Below are 22,227 nucleotides of genomic sequence, written 5' to 3' on the forward strand. Positions count from 1 at the left end.
TGATTCGTTAATTTTGTTCTACCTCCGAACTTTTATAGACATTCCAGAAATTATAATCCGTCATAGGTGCATCGGTGATTCCTACATTTCGGCCCATCGTGACGATTTGTCCCCTGTGGTAAGCTCCGTGAACAATCACGTGCTGGATATATTCATACTTGGAAAAGTCACACTGAAACCATGGAGATTCAATTTTTACGTTTTTTGTTAAATCTTCTTCGGATAAACTTTCAACGTAATCTACCAACTTTTGGGAATTGTTTTTAATCCCATTGAAAATCTCTTCCTTAGTGTTGGCAGCAGAAATTTCAGGAAAATCGAAATCACCGTTTTCTGCGATATGACTCCACCAGTATTGTTGGGTCTGCCAGATGTGGTGTAAAGTGGTTAAGATCGTCGGAAAGCTTGAGATAACTTTCTGGTTAAGCTGCTCATCAGATTTCGTGGAAAGCCAGTCAATGTACTTAGTGACCACCCAGTTATTGTACTGAACACTGTGATCGATTAATGTTTTTAAATTCATGATGATTAATATTTAGTTTGATTTAGGTGATATAAAAATAAATAAAATACTCATTGAATTTGAAAAATAAAAAACGGCCTGAAAAAGACCGTTTTGTGAATTGTGAATTTTTTGGAGATAGGAGATTTAGACATCAGAAGACCTGACCCTCAAAACCCCAAAACACTCCGACTCCCAAACACGTACCTCGTACCACGCATCCCGTATCAACTAAGTTTCGCTACCTGAGCCTGAAATTCATCTGCACTTATAGTTCCCATTGCCCATTGAAACTGAAGCAATTCATGTTTTTCATTCTTCGTCAATGGTTTCTGATGAATGGTTTCTATGATCTGATCCTCATCCGGTAATGCTTCCAGGATGTGGTTCTTTTTCTGAAATGCTTTAAAATATCTAACCCCAAATTTTCTCTGGGAAACTGCATTGAAATGAATATTGTCCGGATTAGCTGTCAAACCTATAGCCGAAACAAAATAACAGTCCTGCTGATCTTTTGCAAACTGCGTCAGTGCTGCATTCACTTCGTGATGCTCGTTAAAATACGGGCCATACATGCCATCCTGTAAAAATTCTCCCAATCCTCCGATAATGAGCGGAAGATCCGGAGCGTTCAGTTCTTCTCTCAACGTTTTTATAATCAGAGCAAATTTTTCAATGTAAAGTCGGTGTTTTTGTCCGTTGCTGTCACTTTCTCCCTGATGCCACAGAATTCCACTCAAAGTGCTTATTTTTTGTGCCGCTTTTGCCTGCAGAACTGCATTTTGAAATAGTGGACCTTCCACGGACCAGTCATCCAGACTTGTCCCTCCATCCGCACAGGGAATCATTCCAATATCATCTTTCTGATTATGTAGTAAACGCCATGAAGAAGCAAAACTGGCAGCCAGACTGATTCCAGAAGTGGAACGGTCAAAATTCATCGGTTCTGCCATCATTTGCCATCTGCCGTTTCTCAGCATTTTAATCTTTTCGTCATAAATAGGAGGGACTTCATTCAAAAATCCCCGACCGGCCATATTGGATTGGCCGATCATTAAAAATGAGTGTGTCATTGTACTTATTGATTATTCTGTTCTTTATTTTTTTAATGCTTTGCAGACTTTTTCGAAGGTCATCCATACCATTTCGTCTGTCAAAACAAAAGGTAATCCGTTGATATTTCTTCCCTGCTGATGAAAGCGTAATAAGTTGTGGAGTGGAGCAAAAGCAATAGACCAGAAAATTTCAAATGGCAATTCATCGATTTCTCCACGCTGCACTGCATTGGATATGAACTGTAAAAGATTGTTTTTGAATTCACTCATAAACGTTCCCGGCTTTTCATTAAACATTTCAATAAACTGATGGCTGTAATGAGAATGGTTGATCTGTTCAAAGAAAGGAAGCACCAAAGGATTTTTGATGGCGTAATGGTATCTGTTTGTCCATTGTACACGCATTCCTTCTTCAAAAGCAGAATCCGGATCAAATCCCTCATTGATCTCAGTTTCCATTTTATTTCCTTCCTCAATAACCAGTTTCAGTATGAGATCATCTTTATCTTTATAATACACATAAGGTGTCCCGACAGAGATTTGACATGCTTTCGCCAGTTTATTGATCGTAAAACCATCCAATCCATCTTTCACAATGATTTCAATAGCTTTTTCTTTTATACTGTTTTCTTTGTTACTATCCCGGTTGCGCATATTTATTTTATTATCAGTTGATTATAATTAAATGAACGTTCATTTAATTACGAATGCAAATGTATATTATTTTCGGATTATTACAAAAAATAGGATGAAAATTATTTTCTGATAAGAATAAGAAGGGTTGTAAAGGAAATGATTTCGTTGCAATAGATTAGTTTCCGGACCTGCTGATCGCATCTAATTTGATAAAATATTCATCAAGCAAATCATAAATAGCTTTTTGATCTTTTCCGGAAGCTTTATTATCCCAGTCGGTATTCACGATGAGGTATCTGCCCATTTTTTTCTCTTTAAAAAACCAGATCACGGAATTCATTCCCGGATCGCCGCCCGTATGTCCGAAATTTCCGGTAGATCCGAAGCCCATGGTGATGCCCATATTGTATTCATCGCTGTATTCGCTGTTGCTTCTGTCCTGGAAGTTTTCCTCTTTCAGTTGGGGTGTAAAATATTCTTTATAACTTTCTTTAGACAGAATATTTCCATTTCCAAAATACCCTTTCATCAGTTCGAGCAGATATTTACTCATATCACCGGAAGTGGTGAGCATTCCTCCGTCGGGATAAGTGTTGAGTGAATAATAGGGATAGGGGGTCTGTTTATCAATAAACGTCCGGGTATATTTTGAAAAATTTACCGTCTTAAAGTTCCATCCCGAATGATCCATTTTTAACGGTTTGAAAATATATTGTGTAGTGAAAGTATCGTAAGGAATCCCGGTCGCTTTTTCCAGCACCAAAGCAGCCAAAGTCGCTCCGATATTGGAATAATTAAAAAGTTCGCCGGGCTTTTTATCCAAAAATACATCCTTCGAATACCATTTCCCTTTTTCGCTGAGGATATTATTCAAAAATTCTTCAATGGAAATTTTAGAGGAGGGAGGATTGAATTTTGTAGGAGAAATATCTATTTTCAGATTTTTCGCCAGATTAGTGGTATCTTTTAATACAACCGTTTGGGTCATATATTCATTATTATCATTGATAGATGAAGTATGCGTGGTCAGTTGCCTGATGGTGATGGGAATATTAGGGAACTTAGGATTGATTACTTTGAACGGAAGATATGTATTGATCGGATCATCCAGTTTCAGTTTTCCCAGTTCCTGTGCTTTAAGAATAGCAATGCCGATAAGTGTTTTGGAGACCGATGCGATATTCTGAACCGTATGCTCATCGTATTTTTGAACAGGATTTATATGTGCGATTCCGAAACCGTTCTGATATAAAACTTCCCGATCATTAACTAGGGCTACTCCAAATCCGTTGAAGCTTTTCGTTTTACTGATTTCTGCAAGTTGAGCCGTTAATTCTTTTTGGGTTTTGAGCACTTCCTGTGACGGCTTTTTCTGCGCAGCAGAGAAAGTGAACATCAAAAGAAAAAGGCATAAACTATATAAATTTTTCATGACGGGCTTTATTAAAAAACAACTTCAGAGACACTGATATTACATGTTCAGCTATTCTCAACCAAGTTTCTACAGTCCAAAATGACGATTCTGATCTGTATTTTCAGGATTGATGAGTGCTTTGTTGCAATAAGTGGCAGATTCAAATTCACTGATATTGACAGATAGAAAAGAGATGTCGGGGAATAGTAGCGTTAACTGCGCGCAGATTTTCTTTGACAGTTCTGTCTTCTGTTCCGTATTGCGGCCTTCCATAATATACCCGAAAACATGAAGGAAATCCTTCTTCTGATTTCCAAGCCTGAAATATTCATAGGGCTTAAGCCTCACTTTGATATCATTCGGAGCAAACAATCCTGTTGAATCCGCCGATTTATAAACGGAATCCATTATTTCGTCCGGTGTTCTTTGCTGAAGAAGATCCTGTGAGCATTCTATAATAAAATGAGGCATAATCATTTTGTGATCAATGGGTTATTGAACATAAAAGTAAGTAAAATAAGCATCTGATTCTGAAATAATAAACCGTTCTGATCTTCAGAACGGTTCTATAGTTGAAAGAAATAAAAGTCTTTTGATGAATTAATAATCTACAATGACAAAATCTGGATTATCAACCGTGAAAAAATACCCGTTAATATAATCCTCGGTAGGAGGCTGCTCGTATTTCTTTTTTAATGCGGCGATTTCTTTTTTTGACATTCTTCTGGTATTCTCTTTGGATAGCTCTGATTTTTTACTCTCCTCCCAATCTTGAATATATTTTTTAAATTCGGTTTTGTATTCCTCTGTTTTTTTATACTGGGCGAACTGACGAAATTTGAATTTGATAAAATCATCTTTATTGAGATCCTTTTCCCTGACTACTGTATCTTTATTGATGGTCACTAATTGATACTGCTCATGTAAAGAGGAATATCCGAAATCGGCTGCTTCAATGAGTTTTCCGGTTGGGACGACAAGTATTCCCGAATAGTTAAGGACTATTTTTTGATCACCAAACAGTTTTTTGTACACTGAAACAAAGTCTTCTTTTTCTGAATTGAGATCGCGGATTTTAAGATCAACTAAACTTAATACAGCATTTTCAATTTTAAACGTTGCGATATAATCCCGGGAATTGGATGTGGAAAAATAAATCATCTGTTCGCCGTTTTTATACTGTTTGAATTCAGAAAGTTTGTTTCCATAGATCGGATGATCATCAGGATGTTCTTCAAAATATTTTTCCAAAGGATTATTCAGAAGGTCGTATTCTTTATTATTGATAATGATTTTGTCAGGCTCCTGGCCTGTAGCAAAAATTTGAATAATGGAAAAAATAGAGAGTAGGATTAGTATTTTAAATTTCATTTTTGAAGATAGCTTTAAAAGAAGAACTTTTTAATATCAGAGGTAGTTTAAGAATAGTTCTTTACAGATTAAGAATGATTAAAATTAGAAAATCAGAATAGCTGAAAAAGGCAAAAGGTTCAGCCGGTTCTCTAAAAATATTCTTCATGTATTGCCGTTAGATTTTTTTACCTTCAGCTGAAATACATTGCCTTCCGGATCTGTACCGTCACACAGCCAGAAATTATAATTTTCAAAGGTTTTAATTTCTCGCATTGCCGTATTTTTTGAAATCAATTCATTCCTCGCCGATTCTATATCCACATCAATTTCAAAAACGAGTTTCGTATTATTATCAAACTGATAATCAGGCTCTATTTCTTCGAGATACTGATCCCCGATTTTATGAAGTCCAATATTGACGGCTCCAGCATTCAAAAGAACCCAGCCGGAATCTTCTTCAATTACTTTTAAACTGAAGTTTTCAACATAGAAATTTTTAATCAATTCAACGTTTTGAATGTACAGGATAATGGTGTCAAATCTTGCCTTCATGGATTCATTTTAGGAAAGTAAATATAGCGAAAAACCGCTCCGGAAAACAGAACGGCTTTGATTTATGATCGTGTTGTATTTTTAAAATAGAGGTTCTCCGTTTAAATCTGTTGTCAGGACTTCACTCATATAATCAAAAAATGGACGCATGGCTAATAAGGTGAGAAGAACTTCTTTTTGAAAACTGTCTGATAGAACCTCCTTATCTGTAAATTTTCTCATCACGACATATTGTTTCTTTCTGATCAAATCAATGGCAGGATGATTTTTATCAAAACCTCTCGGAGCTGTTTTTACAGCATCCCCTTCAATTTCTCCGAAGTGTTTTTTGAAAGTTTCATCAGACCTAATCTTGTCAATTTCTCTGGTACTAATTTCAAATTCTTTACGGATACGCAGTAGATCTTTAGCTTCCGGACCCCAGAATCCACCTCCCACAAAACTGTTTCCAGGCTCAAGCTGAATATAATATCCGCCTCTTAACATCGGTTTGGAACGGGAATATCCAACCCCGAAATTATTTTTATATGGCGTAGGATCCTTGGAAAAACGGACATCCCTGTAAATTCTGAAAATATGAATGCCTTTTAAGTTATCATGTTCCTGAAGTTCATTGTAAATCTGCGTGAAAAAAACTTTATTGTCTTTGAGTACCGAATCAAATTCCGCTTTATGTTTTGTAAACCATTCACGGTTGTTGTTCTTTTCGAGTTGCTTAAGGAATTCAAAGGTTTTTTTCATGATATTAGGTATATATTGATTATATGGCTCTGTTCAAAATGGAAGATGGGAAATAAAGATATTTCGTCATTTTTATGAGTCTGTAAAATTGATTTCCATTTCAGGAAGTTTTTTCAATGCTCTTGTTTTGCGGATTATTTCAATGATTTTTACTGTAAATTTATGGTGACCTCCGGAATCTGCCATCAGAAAACTGACGTTGTCTTTTAATTCATTTAGCCACTCTCCCGGATGATCGGCTTGTAATAGTTTTTGATAATACTCATTTTGTTCCACTACATCATTCGTCAGTCCGCATATGGTTCCTCTATGATAGTTTCCCCAAATATCTTCGCTGGTGTAGATCTGGCTCAAAATAAATGGTTTGGCTTTATGGATGTTTTGAAGATTTTCTCTATATTCCAGCACCTTGTTAAGGGCCAGATCGCAAAGTTTTTCAATCTCTTTTGAAAAACGATCTTCATTTCCATCATATTCTATAAAATCAACATCCAGCCTGGAACCTATGTCAAATGAAAAATAGATTTGCTCATGCCAATTGAAGTTGATACCAACATTAAGCGTCGTTCCCTGCCTTCCTGTAAAGGGTTGGAACTCTATGACGGTGGTGCACCAACCTTTATCATCAAGCCAGATTCTTGATTTCCCTTTTTGTTTTATGCCGTAAGGGGTAAATATTTTTTTTGCTGTTTTATTGATGATTTTTGAATAGTCCGGTGGTGTCATATTATCGTATTAGAATCGTAAAGTGCTTATTATTTTTTATTTCCAAATGCTGTCACAATTGCCCATATCTCATAAGCATATCAAAAAATTAAGGAACCGGAAATCCTGTACTTTCCGACCAGAGGGTAAACCAATCCTGCAATTCCATAACGACGGTGGCGGCTGTCATCAGATTGGCTATTCTTGACGGATCAGCAGTACCACAAACCGGTAAAATCCCGGCAGGATGTTTTAAAATCCATGCCAGAAGAATAATATCTGCAGGAACATCATATCGGGTAGAAAAATCTGAAAGTATCTTTTTTAAACGCTGAGTCTGATCATTATTCTCTTTAAAAACAGTTCCCAGCGGTGACCAGCACATCGGTGTAATATGGCGGGTCTGCATATGATCTAAACTGCCGTTAATCATCGCTTCAAAATCAGTAATGGAAAAGCTGATTTGATTATAATTGACTTTAATTTTTGTCTCAATCAGATCCGTTTGCAATGGCGTAAAATTCGAAACACCAAAATCCAGAATTTTCCCTTCCTGTTTAAGTTTTTCGATAGCCTCCGCAATTTCATCAGCTCTCATTAACGGGCTGGGACGATGCAGCAGCAGTAAGTCTAAATAATCCGTGTGAAGGTTTTTCAGCGACTGCTCAACGGATTCAATGATATAGGAAGCAGAATAATCGTAATGTTTTACGGAGTTATTTCTGTTGTCAGATTGCATTTGAATACCACATTTGGAGATCAGCTGTATAGTGCTCCGGTCTATGGTACTTTCTTTGAAAGCTTTTCCAAAAGCAGCTTCAGTTGTATAGTCTCCATAAATATCTGCATGATCAAAAGTCGTGATGCTATTTTCCAGACAAGTGTGCATCAGTTTGATCATCTGTTGAGTACTGCAGTTTTTACCCCAAACTCCCCACGTCATGGTACCGGCAATAATCTTCGAAAATGGTGTTTTATTCATATCTTTTTATGTCCTGTTTATCTGAATGTTTCTTTTAACTCATCAAGATAGGAGAATTTTTCATATCCTAAATATTTGAATTTGCTTTCAATATAATTTTTTACATCGGTATAATTCAGATGATAAAACTGAGAGATTTTAATGATTTTATGATTGTCTTTATATAGATACAAATACTCGTATGTTCCTCCCTTTGAGGATAAATGACTGTACTTCCATCCTTCTATTTCAGAGAATAGGTATGATTTTGTTTGGAGACCAAAAAATCGTTTTTCAATGATTTCGTCTTTTTTGATTTCTACGGATATGTATTTGGTTCTGATTTCTCCAAAAAACAGGACGATAAAAGAGAAGATAAGTATGCCCGGAAGAAAAATTTTAGGAAATAATTTATCATCATAATAAGGATCACTAAAAATGGATGGAAAAATACGAATCATTCCATACACTAAACCGATGAGGACGGGTAGGATCAATACTGATTTTATGGTGAATTTTGTTTTCATAAGGCATAAAGAGGGCTTTCCAGTTTATTTAATCCTTTTCGATCACAAAACCATGAGACCGAAGATATTCATCCATATCCACATCAAAAGGAACATCAAATCCGTTATCCATATCAAACACTCCGCCTGCACCATCTGAAGACTCTAAAAATCCGATTGTTTTAGACTGCGTTTGTTCTTTGGCGTTTCTCCAGCAGTTCATTAAGAAATCACTTTCCAAGCCGAACTGGTTTTCCCAGTAATGCGCATAGTCTAATTGATTATATGCATTAAGATAGGGAGAATAATCAATATTATTTTCATTCAGCACCTTTTTGCATAATTCCTCAACATCCATATAAGAATAATCTTCGAATGAATGGTCTTTCAAATGAAGCTCTGCCATCTGAATGGTTTTATCCGGGGAATAATATTCATAATGAGGCAACGCAAATAAAAAGCTTAACGGACTTGAAGCATAATAATACAGGCTGATCACCTCAATTTTTTTATCATCCTCCCTGAATGTATATTTTGAATGTAAAACATCCACCAGGAATTGAGTGACTGTTTTTTCTCTGGGCAGCAGAAAAGTATTTTTAAAAGCTTCGTCTATTTTTGTTTCTATTTTCTTCATATCCTGTTCACTTTTTGTGGTTGTAAAAATAAAGAAACCGTTCTGGAAAATGGAACGGCTTCATCCTATTTAATGTTTTTTTTGAATGCTTTTTAGTACAGTCATTACTGTCTAAGCTGCTTATCGTGGTATTTTTGTGTTTTGGTATACCATAGTGAAAATCCAGCAACCATCAATACACACCCTATCAATAATAATATGAGTATAGGGATGAATGTATATACCTTAATATTTTCGTGATTTTTCTTCAGATTGTTCTCGGTGTGAAAGGCTTTGTCACCCAATAGTAAATTATCCAATTCAAATTCTTTCAGTTTTTCATAATCTCGTTCAAAATCCTCTTTGTTATTTATTTTGGAATACTCCGGTTCAGTTATTTTTAAGGTATTTTCTATGCCATAATTGACTTTTATTTTTATTCGGAGCATTTCAATTTTCTCGTCCAGAATGATTCTTTTCGAATCACTCTGAGATTTTTCCAAAAGAATTTTTGAATGATTTATATTACTGTTTACAATGCTGTTCTCAAAGGATTGTTGATTATTTACGAAAATATAAATAGCTAGTGCGAAAATGGCCAATCCAAAGATGGATATGAATTTGTATAGATTGTCAGTGGGTATGTCCGGGGTTTTAAACATGGTGGTTGGTTTTATTAAGTATAACGAAATTTTGAGAGTATATTTTATAAAGATTTATTTACTGCACAAAGTACGGAAGCTTTATGAAACTGGAGAGGTATTTATTTTCATTAAAATTCTTCAATCTTCAAATTTTTAAAGTCAATTTTTCTTTTCCTGAACGGGTTCTTTACTGTTGCTTTTATACTCATTACCTAGATGCGTTGGTGCAGACCTTTGTTTAAGATATTTAATCTTCACTGGCTGTTACTTGCAGAAAGTAGACTTTCGCTAATATCTGCCACCTGTATGCTTTTAATCGCTGAGCTGGTGAGAGACGTTGTACTTCCACCAATGATGTATAATTTATTGTTGTATACTTCCGCTGCAGCGTGTCTTCTGGGAATCATATTGGATGATAACTGATGTAATTTATGGGTTGTTGTATCAAAATAGGCCAGGAAAGATTGATTATTAAAACCGCCTACAATAAAAATCTTATGACCGGATACAGCTAATGCGTGCCCGGATATGCCAACGGGCATTGTGTACTTATCGATCCAACGATTAGTATTGAGATCGTAAACATTGATCAGACGGGATGGAGTCCCGTTAAAACCACCAATGACATAAAGCTTATCATTAACAATTTTACCTTTTGCTTCTCTGGCTGTGGGCATATTGGGTAATGGATTCCAGGTATTTGAAGCAATATCATAGTACTGGAATTTATTAGAAAATACGGTGGTTGCAGCTCCATTTAATCCGCTGCCGCCAAATACATATATTCTGCCATTATGGATTGCTGAACCTGAATTTCCTGTATAGGAACGATTTACAGCCCCCTTCGATATTGTATTGGTGGCAAGGTCTACAATTTCAAGATGGCTGTTTCCCCAACCGTTAAAAATATAAATTTTATTATGGTAAGTCTCCGAAGTAGCAAATTTTTTGGGAAGTAGCGTAGAATTGAACATACTCCAGCTATTATTGGTGATATTATATTTTTCAACATACTTTGCATCACTTGCTTTTTCCTGATACCCATTGCTCACATAGATATCATCATTCACGATGACACTGGCTGTGGCACCTCTGCCTGCAGACATATTGGCGAGATTTTTAAAATGAAGTGTTTGTGCGTGCGCTAACAATGAGCAAAAAAATGAAAGGAATAATAATTTTATTTTCAATGGTGTTAAGATTTAGTGTTTGGTTGTATTTCTGCTAAGAATTCTATATTTTTTGAGTAGTGGAATTTAGCATGAGGATTTATTTTTCTTCATTAGCTTTTTACATCTTTTATTTAAAATTCTCAATATCTTCAAACACCATAAAGTAAATTGATTCATTTCCTTTTGAAAACCCATCAACGGTTCCATCTTTTTCCATGCTTGAAGTTCTTTTGAACGTTCTGATATTTTTACCAAGGATGTTTGCAATTAAATACTCTTCGCCCACCGAATTTACTTTAAAAGCCGTTTCTTTTGTTTTCCCATCTCCATTTTTCATGATACAGTTTAATAATGTCTTTGATTGTAAAGAATATAAATAATAATTTTTGGCTTCTTTGTCTTTTTTTCTATAGGCGATTTCCAGATACGTAAGAACCTCAGGATTTATCGGATCTTTTTCTAAATATTTTTCTCCATAGATGATGGCTTTTTTCAAATTTCCCTGTGCGAAGTTTTTAGTAAAATCTAAATAATCTGTATCAAAAAAATGGGGTTTATAATTTGAAAATTTTTTTCCGTAATATAAATTTTTCACTTCTTCATCTGATAGGGAAGTTGGGTCAAATTTAAATTTATAGATTAGTTTTTCGTAATAGAATTTTGAATTTTCATTCTGAACATCTATTTTGATAGAGTCAAGATTTATATTTTGACCAAAAATGCAAAATGAAAAGAGTGAGAAAATTGTTGTTACATATATTTTACGGTGCATGCCGGAAAAAAGAGTGGCTCTCATAATGTATGTTTTAAGTGTAAGTTTTATAAGATCGATTTGAAGCTAAAAAATTTAATACCCAAAGTTAGGGGAATTTATACAGGAAGGTAGTACAAAACAACACTGTAGTTCTTTCTTACCTTAATTATTAAGTAATAAAGTCATATCCAATTTCTTTTACTCCTTTAAAATCCTGTTTTGATTCCCTTTGGATGAGAATATCGTCTTCATTAAGTTCTTCCAGAATATATTTTAGTTTTAAAATCAGTGCTTTATTTTCAAGTAGGAAGTGATGCTCAGAAACGGGAAAACCACATTTTTTTAAAATAGAAACAGGAGTTACCACAAATTTCTTTTTTGACATTTGTAATTTTAGAAATTCAAGTATTTTGATTTTATCTAATTCTTCTAACTCCATCATTTTATTTACAATTAAATTTTATTGCTCAACCGAACAGGATATTAGCACGAAGTACTCTTTTAAAATTTCGTTTCAAAACCTTTTCGCAAGGCTTTTAATTCAGGTTCTGTTAAGTTCCTTTCATTAATCTCCTGCCAAAGCGATTGTGCTCTGTTGAGTTCTGTTATCCCTGTTTTTTTAACTGCAGCTGCCCACATCAATATAGCAAAGTCTTTTTTGTTATACATAATTCCGTCAAAGTTTATAAAAGTACCTTCATATTTTTCGACTGTATTTGTAAAGTCTAACTTTCCTCCTTTAGACTCAGTTTTAATATATTTTTCAAGATCAGAATTTTCATCTTCATGATTATCAAAGAATCTGTCTTTTACAATATTTTTCACTTCTTCAATGACATCACTGTACTTTAAAATCTGAAAATCTTTATTGTTGAATTTTAGAACATCATTCTTGATTATTGCATTGTTTTTTTTGAGGTTTACTAATTCTTTTGCCCTGTTTTCTGTTATTTTCCCTTTTAATTTTGAAGGAATTTGAAAACTCTCATTTTTACTCGGAATGACTACATTATAGAAAAAAGAATCATCTTCGTTTTTAGGAATTAGCATCAACATTCCCTTGACATTTCCTTTATCAGCAATCATAAAATAGTAAGAGGGTAATTTGCTCGAAAAATTCCAATAGTCATCTGAAGTTGGATTTTCATTGATAAAAACTGATGATTGCCTATTATCAATATTATCTTTAATGGTGTAATAACTTGAAATTATTTCAACATTCTCAAGAGTGAAATTTTCTATTTTTTCACTGTTAAATATTGGATTCCCATTTTTATCAAGTTGAGCATACAGGTTTGAACCCGTTAGAAAAAGCGATAATATAAGTATGAATAATTGTCTTTTCATCGGTAGTTTTAATATTTCGTTTAGTTCACAAATTTAAGCATTCATTGTTAGTATAGATTCCCATGTCAGCGTAGGGTAGTTCTATTATTTATACAATTCTCTTTCAATAAAATTATTATTTTTCTTAAAACTTTCCTGTGCCCGCTTTTCTTTTCCTTTGATGAGATCTTGTTTTGTGAGCGGATTTCCATTGGGGCCAGAAAATAATGTATCTGACATTTCTGAGGAATTGTGCATGATCTTTATATTTTTTGCAGGGTCTTTTTTATATTCATTCCAGAGCTGATTGAATTTTTCATTGGTCACAAAAATTTCTTTCATGCTTGAACTGATCATTAAAGGTTCATAATTGAGTTTTTTACTTCCAACCAGATTGAAAACATGATCCCCTTTATCGTCTGCGACACTTAAAATCAAGCCGGGAAGACCACAGAATTTGTAAGGTCCGTCCTGTATTTGAATATCATTCGTAAACCAGGCCACCCAGTTTCTTCCGCCAAAAGTGGTCGTTGCTTTCTGAACTTTAAAACCCTCAATCGTTTTTGTTTCGGGAGAGATCGTCCAGTTTATTTTGTTCTGTTCTTTTAAAGCGATATTGCTGGCACTGATGGACGTATGGTAAACCGTTTCCAGATTGGGGTAATCTTTGGAAACCCGGAAATTAACCTTTGCCTGTTTAATTTTTGTCATATCAAAGACCATAGATTGAGAAGCTTTTCCTCGCTCAAACTGTGCTTTAAAAAGGGAATCTCTGCTGATTAACAAAGCACTGTAGAAATTGGAACCCTCTTTGGTAATGTCAAGATTTATGATTTCTTTGTCAACGTTTTCTTTGTGTAAAGAATCCATTTTAAAAGAATATTCATAGGTAAATCTTTGATTTTGAGCAAATACTAAAGAAGTGGTGAACATGAAAATTAAAAGGATCGTGAGTTTTCTCATTTTTTGATTGATGGGTTTAAATAGAATTTATTTTTAATTATTAGCTAACACCCAAATTTATGCATTGTGACGATATTAGACACAAAAAAAATCGCTTCACAAGAGAAGCGATTTATATATTATTTCTTCCTTTTATCAAGAGTGATTGTCAGCTTGTTTTTCTTTTCTTCTATGTTCACCATTTGTCCTTCTTTAAAGCCTATTTTATCAAGCCATTTTCCCTTGAGACGGGTCTCAGAAACAGTTGTTATTTTGTAAGTACCTGTCTGATATCTTGTATAGATTTTGAGTCTTCTTGAATTAATCATTGTCATATAATTACATGACAATTTTGTCAACAAATTAGCTGACATTTGGTTTTATGACCAGAGCGAAATTAAAGATAGAATTAGGTAAGCAAATCGTTATGCTTCGTCAACAGAAGGGCTGGAGCCAGTCTGATCTTGCCCGTGCGTGTAACAAAGACCGTCAGGCAATTGAAAAATTGGAAAACGGTAAAGTAAATCCTACGCTTTATACTTTGTTGGAAATAGCCAATGCGTTGGAGGTTTCTTTGCCGGAGCTGGTGGATTTGGGTTGATAAATAAAGTTTCTTAATTGCTTTGATAACGGTAATTACCATGGATAGAATTGAATTTCGAATAGCTTTTGGTAAAAGAGTTGAAAAATTTAGAAAGAAGATGGGTTTAAGCTATCGTGAGTTAGCTCAAAAATGTGATGTAGACCATAGTAATATCAGCAAAATTGAAAAAGGGGAAGTTGATTTAAGAATTTCAACAATACAGGAATTGTCTAAAGGCTTAGAAGTTCATCCTCAAGAATTATTTGATTTTAAAATAGGTGAGAAACCCTAACGAAAGTTGGTATCTTGTTTTTTGTTAAAAAAATGCAAGTTTTCAATTCAAAATTTAACCCCGCATTTTGCCAATAAAATGTTTAGTACAAATATTTATTCTTTTTGTTCAGTTCCGATAGTTAATTCAATACCCCAGAAACTCTCTTCAGAGTTTTTCTTGTTAAAATTTTTGAATTCATCATCTTCATTTTGTTCCCAACCCATATACCGATATAATGCCAAGTTAAAATCTCCAATATCGGTGTTTTGTATTATTGGCTCACCATTTTCCCATGTCATTAAATTAAAATAAGAAAGTAAACTACAATAATAAAACTTTTGCTTGTTTGTTAATTGTATTCGTCCAGCTTCTTGATTGTTATGAATATCATAAGCAGTTCCATAAATATTTGACTCATGTAGCCCCTTATCTAAATCGTTAATCAAAACATAACTTCCGTATTCGGGTCGAGTTGGTCTTAATCTAAATGAATTGCTACCATTTTGTGTTCTTCCAAAATTAAATGAAGGCCAATTCTTTAGAAAATTTAATTGTCTCTGATCGATTTTCCAAGAATTTGTATGACTACGCTTTAATTGATAAATAATAGTTTTTTGACCAATTAATATATTGTTCTTGATATATTTGACAACAATAAAATAATCTCCAAGTTCACAAGTATTCCTAGAACCAAATGTTACCATAGGTTTTCCGTGAATTTCACGTGTTCTGCATGTGAAATAAACGCTAGGAATTCTTACAGAATTTAAATACGTTTCTAAAGCAGGAAAAAAAGTTCTAAAATATTGAATTTCATTTCTTGTCGTTGAAACGGCATTTATATGAATTTTAATAAAATTTAATAAAATTTCTTTATTGTAGGACTTAATTATAGCAGATATTTCTTTTGCGTCATCATTAAAAAACATAGACAAAAATATTAATTGTTATACTGGTCGTGGCATTTCTGCTAACGGGAAATGCATTGACTACGTGTGGATAAATTGGATTAAAAAGTTTAAAAAACGAATGTGGGATACATTTGGCAGATAAAAAAGCAAAAATATTGAGTTTTGTATTTAACCCGCAATTTTGGCAATACAATGTTGCAGGCTTAATTCAACAATCTGATAATTTCAAAAGTTCTAATTAATTTATATTTTGCTTCTTCTATTTTTTCAATATTCATTTTTTCTTTAGTTCTGATTAGATAAGGTTCATTGGTAGTGTTTAACTCATATTTTGCACCAGAAAAGTAAAATTTATCACTGTATTTCTGTGAAATAATGTCTAAGAAGTCACATATAGCGATATATTGCTCATCGCTGTTTCTTTTAACAGTAATAATAAATTCTTTGTCATCTATAATCCATTCTATTTCAAAATCTCTAGCTGTAATGAAATTCTGTCCCACAGAAATCTCTTCAATATCTTCTGAATTATATTTTATTTGCCTATGCCCATCAATTCCTTTATGATCAGGAATTGTATTTAGTCCAGATTTTGAGTAGGGAATTCCCATATTCTTTTTACTCGCTATTATTCTCCATTCTTTTTCATACTGCCAATCATTAAGTTTTATATTTGACGCATAGGCTGTTGGAATATGAAAAGAGCGAAAACTTGAAACATCAATTGGTTTAAGTTCATTCGTGTAATTAATTGGGTGAAACCCAAAGAGTTCACCGTCATCGTCATTAAGTTTATCTTTGACACTTTTAAGTAAATTTTTTACATTGAATTTGACTTGGAATCCTTTTTCTTGAGTATAATGAGGCCACATCAAAGTATTATTTTCTCTTTCTGACAGTGAAATTATCCCCAACAAATTGAAAGACATATTATACATATGGTTAATGATTTTCTTACACTGATTAGATTTAGCATCATCAGTATAAAAACCTTCCAATTCTTTTCTTGAACTGAAAATGCCTTTATAAAATTTCTCATATATTTCAAATGAAATTGGTCGTGAAGAATAGAGTAAGAAAGGACTGCTATCTAAAATGTCATTTAATTCTATTGGGTGCGATGCGTACAAATAATTTTGAGATAATGCTTCAATACTATATTTAGATATAGAGTAAAACTTAAAAATTGAATCAGGAATACTCTGTTTATGAATTATTTCTGGTACATTTTCTTGACTTGAATAGTCAATTAAGTAAGTGAAATTATTATATTCAAATTTTTCGATATTGTTTGTCATAAGCTTGCAGATAACGTCCCGCGGCTTGGCGATAGTGGCGGATTAGAAAACCTAAACTTTCTATTTTGCACTAATTTAAGCAACAGCTTTTAATTATTTACTAAATTAAGAAAAAAGGAAATATATAAAGCTGTTGCGGATAAAAATTCACGAATTTTCTATTTTCCCCTTAAACCGCCATTTCGCCAATACGATGTTAGGCGTAGTCTTTTATTTTATCAATTAAATCTTTACTTATAAATATTCTACCTGGTTGGCCACTTCGTCGATCTAAAGGAATATTTAAATCTTTAAATAAGTACTCAATTTCATTTTCGTAAGTAGAATTTTTGCTGTAAAACTTTTCAAATTGTCTATATGTCCTTGCAATATTTGTCGTCTCAATTAGCTTTGTAAATGTAACTGATGAATTTTCATCTTTATTTTTGTTTATATAAATAAAGAAAAATAATAAAGCGTAGTGACTATTATCAAAATCTGGTTTTTCATCTACCAATCTAGTGAAAAAAATATCCCAAAATCTAGAGTCAAACTTCATATATGAATTGATAAAATACTCAAAATATATATTGGGTTGAGAAGACAAACTCACACAAATGGCTAATTCATTAGGTAAATTCTGAATTATATCAAATTCAGGAATTTTTGGAGTTTGTGATATATATTTTGCTGTTAAATATTCTTGTAACGATTTATGTGAAAACTGAAAATAATCATAACCAACTTGTACTAATAAACCTGTGTGATTTTCTAGTTCTAATACAACTTTCTTAGCTTGTGATTTTGGTAAATCATGTGATATATAGATATCATTGTAACATTTTCTAATATCATCACTATTAAAAACATTTTTATTAAGATGATATGTTAACCAAAATGAAAGATGTGATAAAAAGTCTTTCTTTTTTTCTATGTAAAAATTAGCATAATTCGAAGGTCTAGTAATATTTCTTTCTTGATCCCAATCTTCAAGTAATAGTTTTACAACAAAATCATATACATATTTAGGTTTATCAGGTATATTTTTTTTTCGTTCATATATCGCACATAAATGTGACAAAGTCAAAGGTCTAATTGAAGTATCATAAAATGGTGAAATTTTTATTTTTTGAAATAAATCTTCGGCTTTTCTAGGGCTATTTAACCATTTTTTAATTAGAGATTTAATTTGCTTGTCATTTAATGGGCATATTTCAAACGTATCAGTGTTGTTTAATTTCAAATTGAAATCATTACTTCTTGAAGTCATTATAAACTTCGAATCAATTAGAGATAATGATAATTCTTCAAATTCTTTTTCAATTCTTTTTTTTAAATCTAAATCTGGTATTTCGTCAAATCCATCTGCTACTAATAGAATATTTGTGTTGTTGAAAAAATTAAGAATTGTTTGTTTAATACTATTATAATACTCATAAGGAAATGATTCATTGTATTTATGAGGGAAATTAACTTCAATCCCTAAAATATCAACTAAGATTTTGTAAAGACCGAAATTTTCATTTTTATAATGTTTGTCATAATCAATCTCTCTGAACCTAATCATTAATGGGCAAGAGAAATTGTTTTTATTTTCAGAATTCAAAAATTCTAGATAAAAATTCTTTAAAAGTGTTGTTTTACCTGCACCCGCACCACCATAAATTATGATGTTCTTATAAATATCTTCAAAAATTTTTTTGGAACTTATTGTCTTAGTTTTTTCATCAACATCAAATCGATTTTTTAAAGGTGATAAATATAAATCTATATCAACAAAAACTTTTTTTAATGATTTTGATTTTAAAGCAGCACCAAAATTAATTTCACTTGCCCAGTTTAAACTAACTTGAATATTATGCTTAATTTGATTTAATACTTTTTCTTCTTCTATTTGAAAGTTATATATTTCTTTAAATTCTTCAAATTCATCTTTTTTTAGTTTTTTCTTTGCTGCTTTAATTGTGGATTTATATAAAGTATCAAAAACTTTACTTACATTTTTAATTCCATTTTCAATAATTATTTCAACAGATTTTTCTGTAAGAATATCATTCAGATCCATATTTATTTTTAAAGTGGTCGGTTTTTAAGATTATGCTTAACTTTCTAATTTACGCATAGTGTCAATAATGACAATAGATATTGCGCCAATGTTGTTTTGATTTTAGCTATCTATTGTGAATCAAATATAAAATCTAAATATACTATTTCCTTACGGGAAACCATAAAAAACAAAAAACCGCCCCACAAAAGCAGAACGGTTTATATATTAAATTGCCTCGGTCGCTGACCGTTCCCGGCATTCCACCTCCCATTGGCATAGTAGGTTCGCTCTTCACTTCAGTGATCACACATTCAGTGGTAAGAAGCATTCCGGAAACAGAAGCTGCATTTTCAAGGGCAACTCTTGTTACTTTCGTAGGGTCAATGATACCTGCTTCAAGCATGTTTACATACTCGTCAGTTTTCGTTTGTCCGTCCATTTTAGTTTATGATTCAATCTCAATTTTGTTGTAGGAAATCCATCGCTTCAAATTTCCAACCATTCTTTTTAAATGGTCTTCATTCACGAAAATATTGGTCCAATATTCAAATCTGTCGCACTGAACACTTATGTAATAGGTCATAATTACTAAACAGGCATAAGGCAAAAATCTTTTTTCTTCGGTGCTAATTACGGTTACAGTTTTGTAGCCTTTTAAAAAACTTTCTGCTTTTTCTTGATATTCTGCTTCATTCAAATGAGTTGCAAGTAACTGAAAAAGGAAATAAGAAATGTCAAAACATAAGTAACCGTTGCCACAAAAATCAAAATCAAAAAATGTTATTTCTTTTTCATCGTCAATGTGCAGATTGTCAAACCAAACGTCAAGATGAACACTTCCATATCTCATTTTGGGTTGGTCAATATTTTGGATTTTTAGCGTTAAAAAGGCTGACAGGTTTTCTAAAAAATCAACGTCGCTGTTGCTTTTATTAAAGAACTCTTTTATTCTTAAAACAGGTTTTGTAAGTAGGTTTTGATTATTGTAAGATATCCTGTTTAGTTCAAAACCTTCTGTCGATTGATGAACTTTAGCTAATGCCTGTCCGATTAGAAAACTTGTTTGTTGCGAGAATTTTGCGGTCTTTGTGCCTTTAGCATACGAAAATAAAACGCCAAACCTTGTTCCTTCCGGTGCTTCAATTTCCTGGATGTATTGGTTCGATTTGTCAGCAATTGGAAATGCAACTTGTCGGTCCGTCTCTTTTAAATGAAGTAAAAGCCTTAATTCTTCTTCAACTTCTAATTTGGTCCGCCAATTATGGGTGTAAACTCTAAAAACGTATTTGTTTTCGTCATCGTGAACAATGTATAAATGGTTCATGGCAAGTCTGAATATGCTACATTCCGTTTTCTCGCTTAGTCCATATCTTTTTCGAATAAGTTGGCCAAGTTCATTGGGTGAAAGTGTGCTGTTTATTGTCGGAAATTTCTCTGTCATTAATTCTTGATTTGTCTATGGTTACGGTCGCTCTACAATGACGGCTAACATCCAAATTGATGCATTGCGCCAATACCCAATATATACAATTGCAAATAAAATTTCAAGTAAAAAGTTCATGATTTTTCGTAAAATAAAAACCGCTCTGCAAAAGCAAAGCGGTTTATATATTTAAAGCATCGGTGATGACTACATCATTCCCGGCATTCCACCTCCCATTGGCATAGCAGGTTCAGCACTCTTCACTTCAGTGATAACACATTCAGTAGTAAGAAGCATTCCAGAAACAGAAGCTGCATTTTCAAGAGCAACTCTTGTTACTTTCGTAGGGTCAATGATTCCTGCTTCAAGCATGTTTACATACTCGTCAGTTTTAGCATTGTATCCGAAGTCTCCTGTACCTTCCGCAACTTTCGCTACGATTACAGAACCTTCACCACCTGCATTGGCAACGATTTGTCTCAATGGCTCTTCGATCGCTCTTTTCACGATTTTGATCCCTGTAGTTTCGTCAGAATTGATTCCTGTAAGGTTTTCCAAAGCCGTGATCGCTCTTACTAAAGCAACACCACCTCCGGCAACGATACCTTCTTCAACTGCTGCTCTTGTAGCGTGAAGGGCATCATCTACTCTGTCTTTTTTCTCCTTCATTTCAACTTCAGAAGCTGCACCTACGTAAAGTACAGCAACACCACCAGCTAATTTAGCCAATCTCTCCTGTAGTTTTTCTCTGTCGTAGTCAGAAGTAGTTGTTTCCATCTGAGCTTTGATCTGAGCTACTCTTCCTTTGATTTTAGCTTCATCACCACCACCGTTTACGATCGTCGTGTTATCTTTATCAATAGTTACTTTCTCAGCAGTTCCAAGCATATCTAAAGAGATGTTTTCCATAGTGAAACCTTGCTCTTCAGAAATAACCTGGCCACCTGTTAAGATCGCGATATCTTCCAACATTGCTTTTCTTCTGTCTCCGAATCCTGGAGCTTTTACAGCAGCAATTTTAAGAGAACCTCTTAATTTGTTTACCACTAAAGTTGCTAAAGCTTCACCTTCCACTTCTTCAGAAATAATTAACAGAGATTTTCCGCTTTGTGCGATAGGCTCAAGAACAGGAAGCAATTCTTTCATAGAAGAAATTTTCTTCTCTACTAAAAGGATATAAGGGTTTTCTACTTCAGCTACCATTTTCTCAGGGTTAGTCACGAAGTAAGGAGACTGGTATCCTCTGTCAAACTGCATACCTTCTACAACGTCTACCGTTGTATCGATACCTTTAGCTTCTTCTACAGTGATTACTCCTTCTTTACCTACTTTTCCGAAAGCCTCAGCGATCAGAGATCCGATAGTTTCGTCGTTGTTTGCAGAAACGGAAGCTACCTGCTTCACCATTTCCTTAGAATCTCCAACTTCTTTAGACTGAGCTTTAAGACTTGCAACAACAGCTGTTACTGCTTTGTCGATACCTCTTTTTAAATCCATTGGGTTAGCACCTGCAGCTACATTCTTAAGACCTTCTCTTACGATAGCCTGTGCCAATACAGTAGCGGTAGTAGTACCGTCTCCTGCGATATCATTAGTTTTGGACGCAACTTCTTTTACCATTTGCGCACCCATATTTTCTACTCTGTCTTCAAGTTCGATTTCTTTTGCTACAGAAACACCGTCTTTAGTTACGTGAGGAGCTCCGAAAGATTTCTCAATCACTACGTTTCTACCTTTTGGTCCTAACGTTACTTTTACTGCATTAGCCAATGCATCAACCCCTCTTTTTAAAGCGTCTCTTGATTCAATATCGAATTTTATTTCTTTTGCCAT

At 33.6% G+C, this 22,227-nt stretch carries 26 protein-coding genes and 1 pseudogene; 2 read left to right on the top strand and 25 right to left on the bottom strand.

The window, feature by feature from the left end:
• Nucleotides 1-7 precede the first annotated feature (7 nt).
• The 19 genes from BUA72_RS01380 to BUA72_RS01470 form a co-directional block, all read right to left on the bottom strand.
• Nucleotides 8-523: a DinB family protein gene (locus tag BUA72_RS01380; protein WP_072921487.1), complete on the bottom strand. Its 516-nt coding sequence runs from the start codon at nt 521-523 to the stop codon at nt 8-10.
• Nucleotides 524-729: 206 nt separating this feature from the next.
• Complete coding sequence (locus tag BUA72_RS01385) at nt 730-1,575, bottom strand: sialate O-acetylesterase (protein WP_072921489.1); 846 nt, start codon at nt 1,573-1,575, stop codon at nt 730-732.
• 24 nt (nt 1,576-1,599) lie between these two features.
• On the bottom strand, nt 1,600-2,211 hold the full coding sequence (locus BUA72_RS01390) for a TetR/AcrR family transcriptional regulator (protein WP_047452502.1): 612 nt from the start codon (nt 2,209-2,211) through the stop codon (nt 1,600-1,602).
• Between the two features lie 157 nt (nt 2,212-2,368).
• A complete protein-coding gene (locus BUA72_RS01395) occupies nt 2,369-3,625 on the bottom strand; it encodes a serine hydrolase domain-containing protein (protein WP_072921491.1) in 1,257 nt (418 codons plus the stop codon).
• A gap of 69 nt (nt 3,626-3,694) precedes the next feature.
• Nucleotides 3,695-4,078, bottom strand: coding sequence for a 5-carboxymethyl-2-hydroxymuconate Delta-isomerase (locus BUA72_RS01400; protein ID WP_047452494.1), 384 nt, complete (start codon nt 4,076-4,078; stop codon nt 3,695-3,697).
• A gap of 129 nt (nt 4,079-4,207) precedes the next feature.
• Nucleotides 4,208-4,978, bottom strand: a complete 771-nt coding sequence (locus tag BUA72_RS01405) for a hypothetical protein (RefSeq protein ID WP_072921492.1) — start codon at nt 4,976-4,978, stop codon at nt 4,208-4,210.
• A gap of 144 nt (nt 4,979-5,122) precedes the next feature.
• Entirely contained in the window at nt 5,123-5,512 is a 390-nt protein-coding gene (locus tag BUA72_RS01410) for a VOC family protein (RefSeq protein ID WP_072921494.1), read from the bottom strand.
• Between the two features lie 81 nt (nt 5,513-5,593).
• The gene (locus BUA72_RS01415; protein WP_072921496.1) at nt 5,594-6,253 is read right to left on the bottom strand and encodes a DUF2461 domain-containing protein; all 660 of its coding nucleotides are present in this window, start codon (nt 6,251-6,253) and stop codon (nt 5,594-5,596) included.
• 72 nt (nt 6,254-6,325) lie between these two features.
• Entirely contained in the window at nt 6,326-6,979 is a 654-nt protein-coding gene (locus BUA72_RS01420) for a hypothetical protein (RefSeq protein ID WP_072921498.1), read from the bottom strand.
• An 88-nt stretch (nt 6,980-7,067) separates the two neighbouring features.
• Complete coding sequence (locus BUA72_RS01425) at nt 7,068-7,940, bottom strand: aldo/keto reductase (protein ID WP_072921500.1); 873 nt, start codon at nt 7,938-7,940, stop codon at nt 7,068-7,070.
• Between the two features lie 17 nt (nt 7,941-7,957).
• A complete protein-coding gene (locus tag BUA72_RS01430) occupies nt 7,958-8,446 on the bottom strand; it encodes a hypothetical protein (protein ID WP_072921502.1) in 489 nt (162 codons plus the stop codon).
• A gap of 28 nt (nt 8,447-8,474) precedes the next feature.
• Complete coding sequence (locus BUA72_RS01435) at nt 8,475-9,062, bottom strand: hypothetical protein (protein WP_072921504.1); 588 nt, start codon at nt 9,060-9,062, stop codon at nt 8,475-8,477.
• Nucleotides 9,063-9,166: 104 nt separating this feature from the next.
• Entirely contained in the window at nt 9,167-9,703 is a 537-nt protein-coding gene (locus tag BUA72_RS01440; RefSeq protein ID WP_072921506.1) for a hypothetical protein, read from the bottom strand.
• A gap of 236 nt (nt 9,704-9,939) precedes the next feature.
• Nucleotides 9,940-10,791 (bottom strand): Kelch repeat-containing protein, encoded by an 852-nt coding sequence (locus tag BUA72_RS01445; protein WP_072921508.1) that lies wholly within the window; start codon nt 10,789-10,791, stop codon nt 9,940-9,942.
• A gap of 193 nt (nt 10,792-10,984) precedes the next feature.
• Nucleotides 10,985-11,653, bottom strand: a complete 669-nt coding sequence (locus tag BUA72_RS01450) for a DUF4919 domain-containing protein (RefSeq protein WP_083544101.1) — start codon at nt 11,651-11,653, stop codon at nt 10,985-10,987.
• A gap of 127 nt (nt 11,654-11,780) precedes the next feature.
• On the bottom strand, nt 11,781-12,053 hold the full coding sequence (locus BUA72_RS01455) for a hypothetical protein (RefSeq protein ID WP_072921511.1): 273 nt from the start codon (nt 12,051-12,053) through the stop codon (nt 11,781-11,783).
• A gap of 59 nt (nt 12,054-12,112) precedes the next feature.
• The gene (locus BUA72_RS01460; protein WP_072921513.1) at nt 12,113-12,958 is read right to left on the bottom strand and encodes a hypothetical protein; all 846 of its coding nucleotides are present in this window, start codon (nt 12,956-12,958) and stop codon (nt 12,113-12,115) included.
• Between the two features lie 84 nt (nt 12,959-13,042).
• Nucleotides 13,043-13,900 carry a GLPGLI family protein gene (locus BUA72_RS01465; protein WP_072921515.1) on the bottom strand — a complete coding sequence of 286 codons (858 nt, stop codon included), beginning with the start codon at nt 13,898-13,900 and terminating at the stop codon, nt 13,043-13,045.
• A 119-nt stretch (nt 13,901-14,019) separates the two neighbouring features.
• Nucleotides 14,020-14,214, bottom strand: coding sequence for a SymE family type I addiction module toxin (locus BUA72_RS01470; protein ID WP_228407824.1), 195 nt, complete (start codon nt 14,212-14,214; stop codon nt 14,020-14,022).
• A gap of 47 nt (nt 14,215-14,261) precedes the next feature.
• Here BUA72_RS01470 and BUA72_RS01475 point away from each other — a divergent pair, with 47 nt between their 5' ends.
• On the top strand, nt 14,262-14,480 hold the full coding sequence (locus BUA72_RS01475) for a helix-turn-helix domain-containing protein (RefSeq protein ID WP_072921517.1): 219 nt from the start codon (nt 14,262-14,264) through the stop codon (nt 14,478-14,480).
• A 40-nt stretch (nt 14,481-14,520) separates the two neighbouring features.
• Entirely contained in the window at nt 14,521-14,754 is a 234-nt protein-coding gene (locus BUA72_RS01480; RefSeq protein WP_047452463.1) for a helix-turn-helix domain-containing protein, read from the top strand.
• Between the two features lie 95 nt (nt 14,755-14,849).
• On the opposite strand, the gene BUA72_RS01485 is transcribed toward BUA72_RS01480, so the two are convergent.
• The 6 genes and pseudogenes from BUA72_RS01485 to groL all read right to left on the bottom strand — a co-directional run bounded on the left by BUA72_RS01485 (nt 14,850) and on the right by groL (nt 22,227).
• Nucleotides 14,850-15,665 carry a hypothetical protein gene (locus BUA72_RS01485; protein WP_047452460.1) on the bottom strand — a complete coding sequence of 272 codons (816 nt, stop codon included), beginning with the start codon at nt 15,663-15,665 and terminating at the stop codon, nt 14,850-14,852.
• 185 nt (nt 15,666-15,850) lie between these two features.
• On the bottom strand, nt 15,851-16,945 hold the full coding sequence (locus BUA72_RS01490) for a DUF2971 domain-containing protein (RefSeq protein WP_047452458.1): 1,095 nt from the start codon (nt 16,943-16,945) through the stop codon (nt 15,851-15,853).
• A gap of 196 nt (nt 16,946-17,141) precedes the next feature.
• Nucleotides 17,142-18,989 (bottom strand): NACHT domain-containing protein, encoded by a 1,848-nt coding sequence (locus BUA72_RS01495; protein WP_052202410.1) that lies wholly within the window; start codon nt 18,987-18,989, stop codon nt 17,142-17,144.
• Nucleotides 18,990-19,221: 232 nt separating this feature from the next.
• A pseudogene (gene groEL, locus BUA72_RS01500) lies at nt 19,222-19,395 on the bottom strand (chaperonin GroEL); the annotation flags it as partial.
• A gap of 21 nt (nt 19,396-19,416) precedes the next feature.
• Nucleotides 19,417-20,412: a phosphotransferase gene (locus BUA72_RS01505; protein ID WP_072921519.1), complete on the bottom strand. Its 996-nt coding sequence runs from the start codon at nt 20,410-20,412 to the stop codon at nt 19,417-19,419.
• Between the two features lie 189 nt (nt 20,413-20,601).
• Nucleotides 20,602-22,227: a chaperonin GroEL gene (gene groL, locus BUA72_RS01510; protein WP_072921520.1), complete on the bottom strand. Its 1,626-nt coding sequence runs from the start codon at nt 22,225-22,227 to the stop codon at nt 20,602-20,604.

This window comes from Chryseobacterium sp. OV279 (assembly GCF_900128945.1).
GTDB lineage: Bacteria > Bacteroidota > Bacteroidia > Flavobacteriales > Weeksellaceae > Chryseobacterium.